6 protein-coding genes and 1 pseudogene are annotated in these 6,922 nt (G+C 66.5%); 6 read left to right on the forward strand and 1 reads right to left on the reverse strand.

What is annotated here, in order from left to right; genetic code table 11:
- The 4 genes from GORHZ_RS10620 to GORHZ_RS10635 form a co-directional block, all read left to right on the forward strand.
- A partial coding sequence (locus GORHZ_RS10620; RefSeq protein ID WP_006332841.1) for a Gfo/Idh/MocA family protein occupies positions 1-927 on the forward strand: 927 nt, incomplete at its 5' end.
- 22 nt (positions 928-949) lie between these two features.
- The gene (locus GORHZ_RS10625; RefSeq protein ID WP_006332842.1) at positions 950-1,855 is read left to right on the forward strand and encodes a sugar phosphate isomerase/epimerase family protein; all 906 of its coding nucleotides are present in this window, start codon (positions 950-952) and stop codon (positions 1,853-1,855) included.
- A gap of 22 nt (positions 1,856-1,877) precedes the next feature.
- Positions 1,878-2,753, forward strand: a complete 876-nt coding sequence (locus GORHZ_RS10630; RefSeq protein WP_006332843.1) for a sugar phosphate isomerase/epimerase family protein — start codon at positions 1,878-1,880, stop codon at positions 2,751-2,753.
- Between the two features lie 27 nt (positions 2,754-2,780).
- The gene (locus GORHZ_RS10635; RefSeq protein WP_006332844.1) at positions 2,781-3,809 is read left to right on the forward strand and encodes a Gfo/Idh/MocA family protein; all 1,029 of its coding nucleotides are present in this window, start codon (positions 2,781-2,783) and stop codon (positions 3,807-3,809) included.
- A 131-nt stretch (positions 3,810-3,940) separates the two neighbouring features.
- Here GORHZ_RS10635 and GORHZ_RS10640 read toward each other — a convergent pair whose 3' ends face one another.
- Positions 3,941-4,933: a LacI family DNA-binding transcriptional regulator gene (locus GORHZ_RS10640; protein WP_051998833.1), complete on the reverse strand. Its 993-nt coding sequence runs from the start codon at positions 4,931-4,933 to the stop codon at positions 3,941-3,943.
- Between the two features lie 161 nt (positions 4,934-5,094).
- Between GORHZ_RS10640 and GORHZ_RS10645 the strand changes: the two genes are divergently transcribed.
- The gene (locus tag GORHZ_RS10645; RefSeq protein ID WP_040531278.1) at positions 5,095-6,510 is read left to right on the forward strand and encodes a sugar porter family MFS transporter; all 1,416 of its coding nucleotides are present in this window, start codon (positions 5,095-5,097) and stop codon (positions 6,508-6,510) included.
- Positions 6,511-6,647: 137 nt separating this feature from the next.
- A pseudogene (locus GORHZ_RS10650) lies at positions 6,648-6,922 on the forward strand (thymidine kinase); the annotation flags it as partial.

A 6,922-nucleotide genomic window follows, 5' to 3' on the forward strand; every position in this document is an offset into this window, starting at 1 on the left:
GTCGGGATCCACGACCCCGACGGTGCGCGGGCCACCGACCTCGCGGTCCGCAACGGAACCCGGGCCATCGACGTCGACGAGGCCTTCGACCCCTCGTCCGTCGACGCGGTCCTCATCGCGTCATCCACCGACACCCACGCGACACACCTGCGTCGCGCCGCGGCGGCGGGACTGCCGACACTGTGCGAGAAGCCCATCGATCTCGATCTCGGCCACGCGGTCGAGGTGGTCTCCGAGGTCGGTTCGACGGGCCCGATGATGGTCGACTTCAACCGTCGCTTCGACCGCGACTACGCCGAACTCCACCGGGCGGTGCGCTCCGGTGAGGTCGGGAACGTCGAACTGGTCTCGATGACCACGCGCGGCCCGGCCCTGCCCCCGCTGGAATACATTGCGGTATCCGGTGGCCAGATGCGCGATCAGACCGTGCACTTCTTCGATCTCGCGCGCTGGATCACCGGCGAGGACCCCGAGTCGGTGTTCGCGGCCGGATCGGTGTTCACCGATCCCCGGATGACCGAACTCGGCGACGTCGACACCTCGGTCGTGACGCTCCGCATGCCCGGCGGCACCCTGGTCCAGATCGACAGCGCGCGGCGCATCGCCTACGGATACGACGAGCGCATCGAGGTGCTCGGCTCCGAGGGACTCATCGAGGCGGGCCGTCAGCGCGTCGGGTCCGTCACGCGCTACCAGCCCGGCCGGCTGGTGACCGACGGCATGCACGCCGGCTGGTTCGAACGCGTCGCACCGACCTACCGCAAAGCTCTCGACCACTTCGTCGACGCCCTCGAATCCGGCACGCCGGTGGGCCCAACACTCAACGAAGCCCTCAAGGCCCAGGCGATCGCCGAGGCCGCCACCCGCTCCCTCTCCACGGGCGACCTGGAGACCGTCAACTACCCCGCGCTGGCCACCGCCGGCTGAATGTCACGAAGGGACAACACACATGAGCAACATCATCGTCGGATCCGCACCCGACTCCTGGGGCGTCTGGTTCCCCGACGACCCGCAGCAGACCCCCTACACCCGCTTCCTCGACGAGGTGTCGGCCTCGGGCTACGAGTGGATCGAACTCGGCCCCTTCGGCTATCTGCCCACCGATCCGCGCCAGCTGCTCGACGAACTCGGTGAGCGCGGGCTGAAGCTGTCGGCCGGCACGGTGTTCGAGCATCTGCACCAGGACAATTCGTGGGATGCGGTCTGGACGCAGATCGAGGACGTCGCCAAGCTGACCGCCGCGGTCGGCGGCAAGCACGTCGTGGTGATCCCCGAGATGTGGCGCGATCCGGCCACCGGCGAGGTTCTCGAGGACCGCAACCTGACCGACGAGCAGTGGCGCAAGAAGACCGAAGGCATGAACGAGCTCGGCAAGGCCATGTTCGAGAAGTACGGCGTGCGCGCCCAGTACCATCCGCACGCCGACAGCCACGTGGACACCGAGAAGAACATCTACCGCTTCCTGGAGAACACCGACAGTGAGTTCGTGAACCTGTGCCTCGACACCGGGCACGTCAGCTACTGCGGCGGCGACAATCTCGCGATCATCCACAAGCACCCGGAGCGCATCGGTTACCTGCACCTCAAGCAGGTCGACGAAGCCGTCCGCGCCAAGGTCGCGGCCGATGATCTCCCGTTCGGCGAGGCCGTCAAGCTGGGCGCGATGACCGAGCCGCCGCGCGGCATCCCGGAGATGCCGCCGCTGCTCGAGGCGGTCGCCGGCCTCGACATCGACATCTTCGCCATCGTCGAGCAGGACATGTACCCCTGCTCCCCCGACACCCCGCTGCCCGTCGCCCAGCGGACCGCGCGCTACCTGGGTTCCTGCGGCGTCCCCGCCGTCCGGTTCCGCTGACCGCACCCGAGGAGTTCTCGACATGAAGGTCGCACTCGACCCCACCCCGTTCCACCACAGCCATTCGCTGCTCGAATTGCCCGGTGTCGTCGCCGGTCTCGGCTACGAGTACCTGCAGCTCACGCCGCACGTCGACATGATCCCGTTCTTCAACCACCCCAAGGCCGACGACGACCTGGTGGCGAAGTTCCGCAAGGCGTGCACCGATGCGGGCGTCGGTATCGCCTCGGTGCTGCCGGTGCTGCGGTGGTCCGGCCCGGACGAGGATGCCCGAGAGGCAGCCGTCCGGTACTGGAAGCGCGCCATCCAGATCACCGTCGACCTCGACGTCAACGTGATGAACACCGAGTTCTCCGGGCGACCGGAGAAGCCCGAGGAGTCCGAACGGGCCTTTTACCGCTCGATGGAGGAGCTCGTCCCCATCATCGAACGCGAGGGCATCGACGTGCGGATCGACCCGCACCCCGATGATTTCGTCGAGGACGGGCTGGCAGCGATCCGGATGATCCGCGGCATCAACTCGCGCAACTTCGGGTTGGTGTACGTGGCCTGCCACACCTATCACATGGGCGACAACATGCGTGAGATCATGACCACCGCCGGCGACATGCTGCGACTGGTCCACGTCGCCGACACCATGGATCACCATGCGTCGCACGGACTTCGCTACATCACCAACCCGCCCGGCAACGCAGTCCGCGTGCATCAGCACCTCAAGATCGGCGACGGCGACGTCAACTTCGACGAGTTCTTCGGCACTCTCGGCGAGATCGGCTTCTACGACCGCGACGACACCGTCATGGTCTCGAGTGTCTTCGCCGAGAACGAGAACGCCCAGGAGGTCTCGCGATATCAGCTGGCCACCATGAACGACTACGTCACCAAGTACCGAGGCTGACTCACACCGATCCGGAAAGGACCGACGTTGACCCGCCATCTGCCGTCACCGCGCACGCTCGATCCCACCACGGCACCCGTACTCCGCTGGGGGATCATGGGTCCCGGCTGGATCGCACAGCGATTCACCAATGCCCTGCGCAAGCACACCACCCAGCGGGTGACCGCGGTCGGTTCGCGCTCGTCAGACCGGGCCGCGGAGTTCGCCCGGCGCCTGGACATCTCGGTAGCACACGGCAATTACGAAGCGCTGCTGGGGGATCCGGACGTCGACATCGTCTACGTCAGCACCCCGCACCCGCAGCATCATCGGTGTGCACTCGATGCCATCGCGGCGGGCAAACACGTGCTGGTGGAAAAGCCCATCGGCATCAACGCCGGCCAGGCCCGCGAGATCTTCGAAGCGGCAAGCGCTGCGGGGGTGTTCGCGGGTGAGGCGATGTGGACGAGGTTCCTGCCGAAATTCGACGTCGTCGCGCAGATCCTCGACGACGGGATCCTGGGCACCCTGCGCACCGTCATCGCCGATCACGGTGAGTACTTCACCACCGATCACCGGATCTACGATCCGGCCCTGGCCGGGGGTCCGATGCTGGACCTGGGCACGTACCCGATCGCGTTCGCGCGGTGGGTGCTCGGCGACGTCGACGAGGTGACCGCGATCGGCCAGGCAGCCAATGCCGAACTCAACGGCCAGATCTCGGCCACGATGGGTCACGGCACCGGGGCACAGTCGCTGATCAACACGACGATCCTCGCCGACACACCGACGACGGCGTTCGTCGCCGGGGAGGACGCATGCCTACGCCTGCCCGGGCCGTTCTATCAGCCCGGTCCGTTCAGTGTGGTGATCCGCGACGGCGACACCCTCGTCCACGACGAGGAGAAGGGCACACACGAGGACGGGCTGCACTTCTCGGCCGCGGACGCGGCACGTCGCATCGTCGACGGGGCCATCGACTCGGCCATCCACCCCTCGACGGACGTGATCGCCACCCTCGAGGTCATGGATCGGATTCGTGCCGAGATCGGGATCGTCTTCCCTGACGAACGGTAGATCTTCGGCGACTGAGCTGCTCGATCGGCTACTGAAAGTGGCCCCGTGGTGAGCGACCGAGGGGATATCCCCTCGTCAGGCCGTCAGGGGACCATTTTCAGTAGCCGGTTTCGGCAGCAGCGCGATGCGAATCAGCTCGCCGGAGGCGCGGTCGTGCCGCGGACGGCAAGGCTCGGTTCCAAGACCACGTCGACATTCGACGCGTGCCCCTGGGTGAGCATCTCGACGGCGAGGTCGACCGCCTTCTCGGCGAGCCCCTGGGCGTCCTGATGGACCGTGGTGAGGTCGATGCGCGGATTATCCGAGAGCCGACTGTCGTCGTAACCCATCAGTGAGACGTCACCCGGGATGTCGATACCCTTGCGCGTGAACACGTCGAGCAGCCCGAGCGCGCACCGGTCATTACCCGCGAGAATCGCTGTGGGCAAATGCTTCTCGCCGAGAATGAGTCGCGCAGCCTCTTCGCCGGCGGCCTCGTTGTGCGCGCCTCGCACCACCCGGGCGTGCTCGGCCAGCCCGTGGGCCGCCATCGCGGATCGGTAGGCATTGCGCCGATCGTCCGCCCCCGGATCGTCACCGCCGTCGACGTGCAGGATGTCACGATGTCCGAGCTCGACGAGATAGTCCACCGCCAGGCGCATGCCCTTCGTGTCGTTGGTCCGCACCGTCGCCAACCGGTCGCCGAGCGCATCGGCGGGCAGCCGACGCCCGACGACGACGAGCGGCGCACGCTCGGCCAGCTCGATGAGTTCATCGACGGACGACATCGGACCCAGCAGGATGACCGCACCACACCGATGATCGAGCAGGGCCTCGATCGCGGCCGGTTCCGGACGTCCGCGCAGATTGGCGGTCAACAGGACGTCGTGACCGAGCTTCTCGGCGGCCGGGTAGACGCTGGTGACGATCTCGGCCTCGAACAGCTGGGAGACGTCGATCAGCACCCCGAGCGTCCTGCTCTTGCCCAGCGCGAGCAGGCGCGCCGCGGCATCCGGCCGGTAGCCGAGTTCGTCGGCCACGCTCAACACCCGCCGGCGGGTCTCTTCACTCGCCCCCGGTTTGCCGTCGAGCACGAACGAAACGAGTGTTCGTGACACCCCCGCCCGAGCAGCGACATCGGCCATCGTCGGGCGGCGGTTTCCGCGGTTCACCCCGGTTTTCGGTGGCACTCGATACTCCCTTTTTCGAAGGTGATGGTTGACACAGTGACCCAGAACTCACATCATAGTACTTACGCGCGTTACTAACGCGCTTTAGTCCCCGATTCGAAACTGAGGTTCTCCCCATGACCACAACAGCGGGAACAGCGTCGAACAGACGCTTCTTGACCAAACTGACCGTCATCGCGACCCTCGGCGGCCTGCTGTTCGGCTACGACACGGGCGTCATCTCAGGCGCCCTGCTCTACATGAAGGACGATCTGGCCCTCACCTCGTTCTCCGAGGCGATGGTGGTCAGCTCGCTGCTGTTCCCGGGCGCTGCCTTCGGAGCCCTCTTCGGCGGACGCATCGCCGACCGCCTCGGCCGCAAGCGCACGCTCCTGCTCTGCGGCGCCATCTTCCTCGTCGGCGCGCTGGCCTGCGCACTCGCGCCGTCGGTCGCGCCGATGGTCGTCGCCCGCATCATCCTCGGCTTCGGTGTCGGCGCCGCCGCGGTCACCTGCCCGCTGTACCTGGCGGAGATGGCCCCCGCGGATCGTCGCGGCCGGATGGTCACCATCAACGAGCTGATGATCGTGACCGGTCAGATGCTGGCGTTTGCCACCAACGCCGCGCTCGATCACTTCATCAAGGACCCGCACGTCTGGCGCATCATGCTCGCCGTCGCGGCCATCCCCGCCGTCACGCTGCTGATCGGCATGCTCGTGCTGCCGGACTCACCACGCTGGTACGCCTTCAAGGGCCGCATGGACGACGCACGCTCGGTGCTCGGGATGAGTCGCACGCCCGCTGAGGCCGCTGCAGAGTACGACGTCATCGTCCACCACACCCACCACATGCTCTCCTCGACGCGGTCGCCGCTGACGATCATCCGCGATGTGCCGTGGATTCGCCGGATCGTTCTGATCGGCTGCGGCCTGGCCATCGTCCAGCAGGCCACCGGCATCAACACCGTCAACTACTACGCGCCGACGATCCTCGAGCAGAGCGGTCTGGGCGTGAGCGCCGCACTCGTCGCCACCATCGCGGTGGGCGTCACCTCGGTCGTCACCACCATCATCGGCATCGTGCTGCTCGGCTACATCGGTCGCCGCGCCATGCTGCTCACCGGATTCGCCGGCGTAGCCGCCTCGCAGGCCGCCCTGGCGCTGGCCTTCGTACTCCCCGAGTCGATGATGCGCAGCTACGTCATCCTCGCCTGCATGGTGGCATTCGTGGCCTTCGTGCAGATGTTCATCGGCACCTGCGTGTGGCTGCTGCTCTCGGAAATCTTCCCGCTGAACGTGCGCGGCTTCGCCATGGGCATCGCGGTGTTCGTCCTGTGGTGCACCAACGCCCTGATCTCGTTCGTCTTCCCGCTGCTGAACTCCGCGCTCGGATCGACCGGTACCTTCGGATTGTTCGTTCTCGTCAATGTCGCCTCGTGGATCTTCGTCTACCGGTCCGTCCCGGAGACGAAGGGCACCACCCTCGAGGAACTCGAGGAGCGCCTCGAGGCCGAGCACACCGACCGCTTCGCCGCAGTCCCTGTCGCCGCGTAACGCGCCATCACCGAAGTTGCCCGTTGGCTCGCAGACCGAGCCCGCGGGCAACTTCTGTTCTCGGCGGGCGAATCCCGCCGGCGCGCGGACCTAGGGCTCCTGCGGCATCATCACTTCGATGAGGCGGCACAGACGGCATGGCTGAGGGCGCAGAGCTGATCTTCTACTACGGGCCGATGGGTGCGGGTAAGTCCACGTTCGCACTGCAGACGCAGTTCAATCAGCAACAGCAGGGGCGCGTGGGAATGCTCGTGACCAAGCAGGACCGATCTGGTGGAGCGCTGGTGACCAGCCGGATCGGCCTGGAGGCCGAGGCGAATCTGCTCGACGACGAGATCGACCTCTACTCGCTCGTCTCGGAACGGCACGAGGAATGTGGCCTCGACTTCGTCATCTGCGACGAGGCGCAGTT

The sequence above is a fragment of the Gordonia rhizosphera NBRC 16068 genome, assembly GCF_000298195.1.
GTDB classification, from domain to species: Bacteria; Actinomycetota; Actinomycetes; order Mycobacteriales; family Mycobacteriaceae; genus Gordonia; species Gordonia rhizosphera.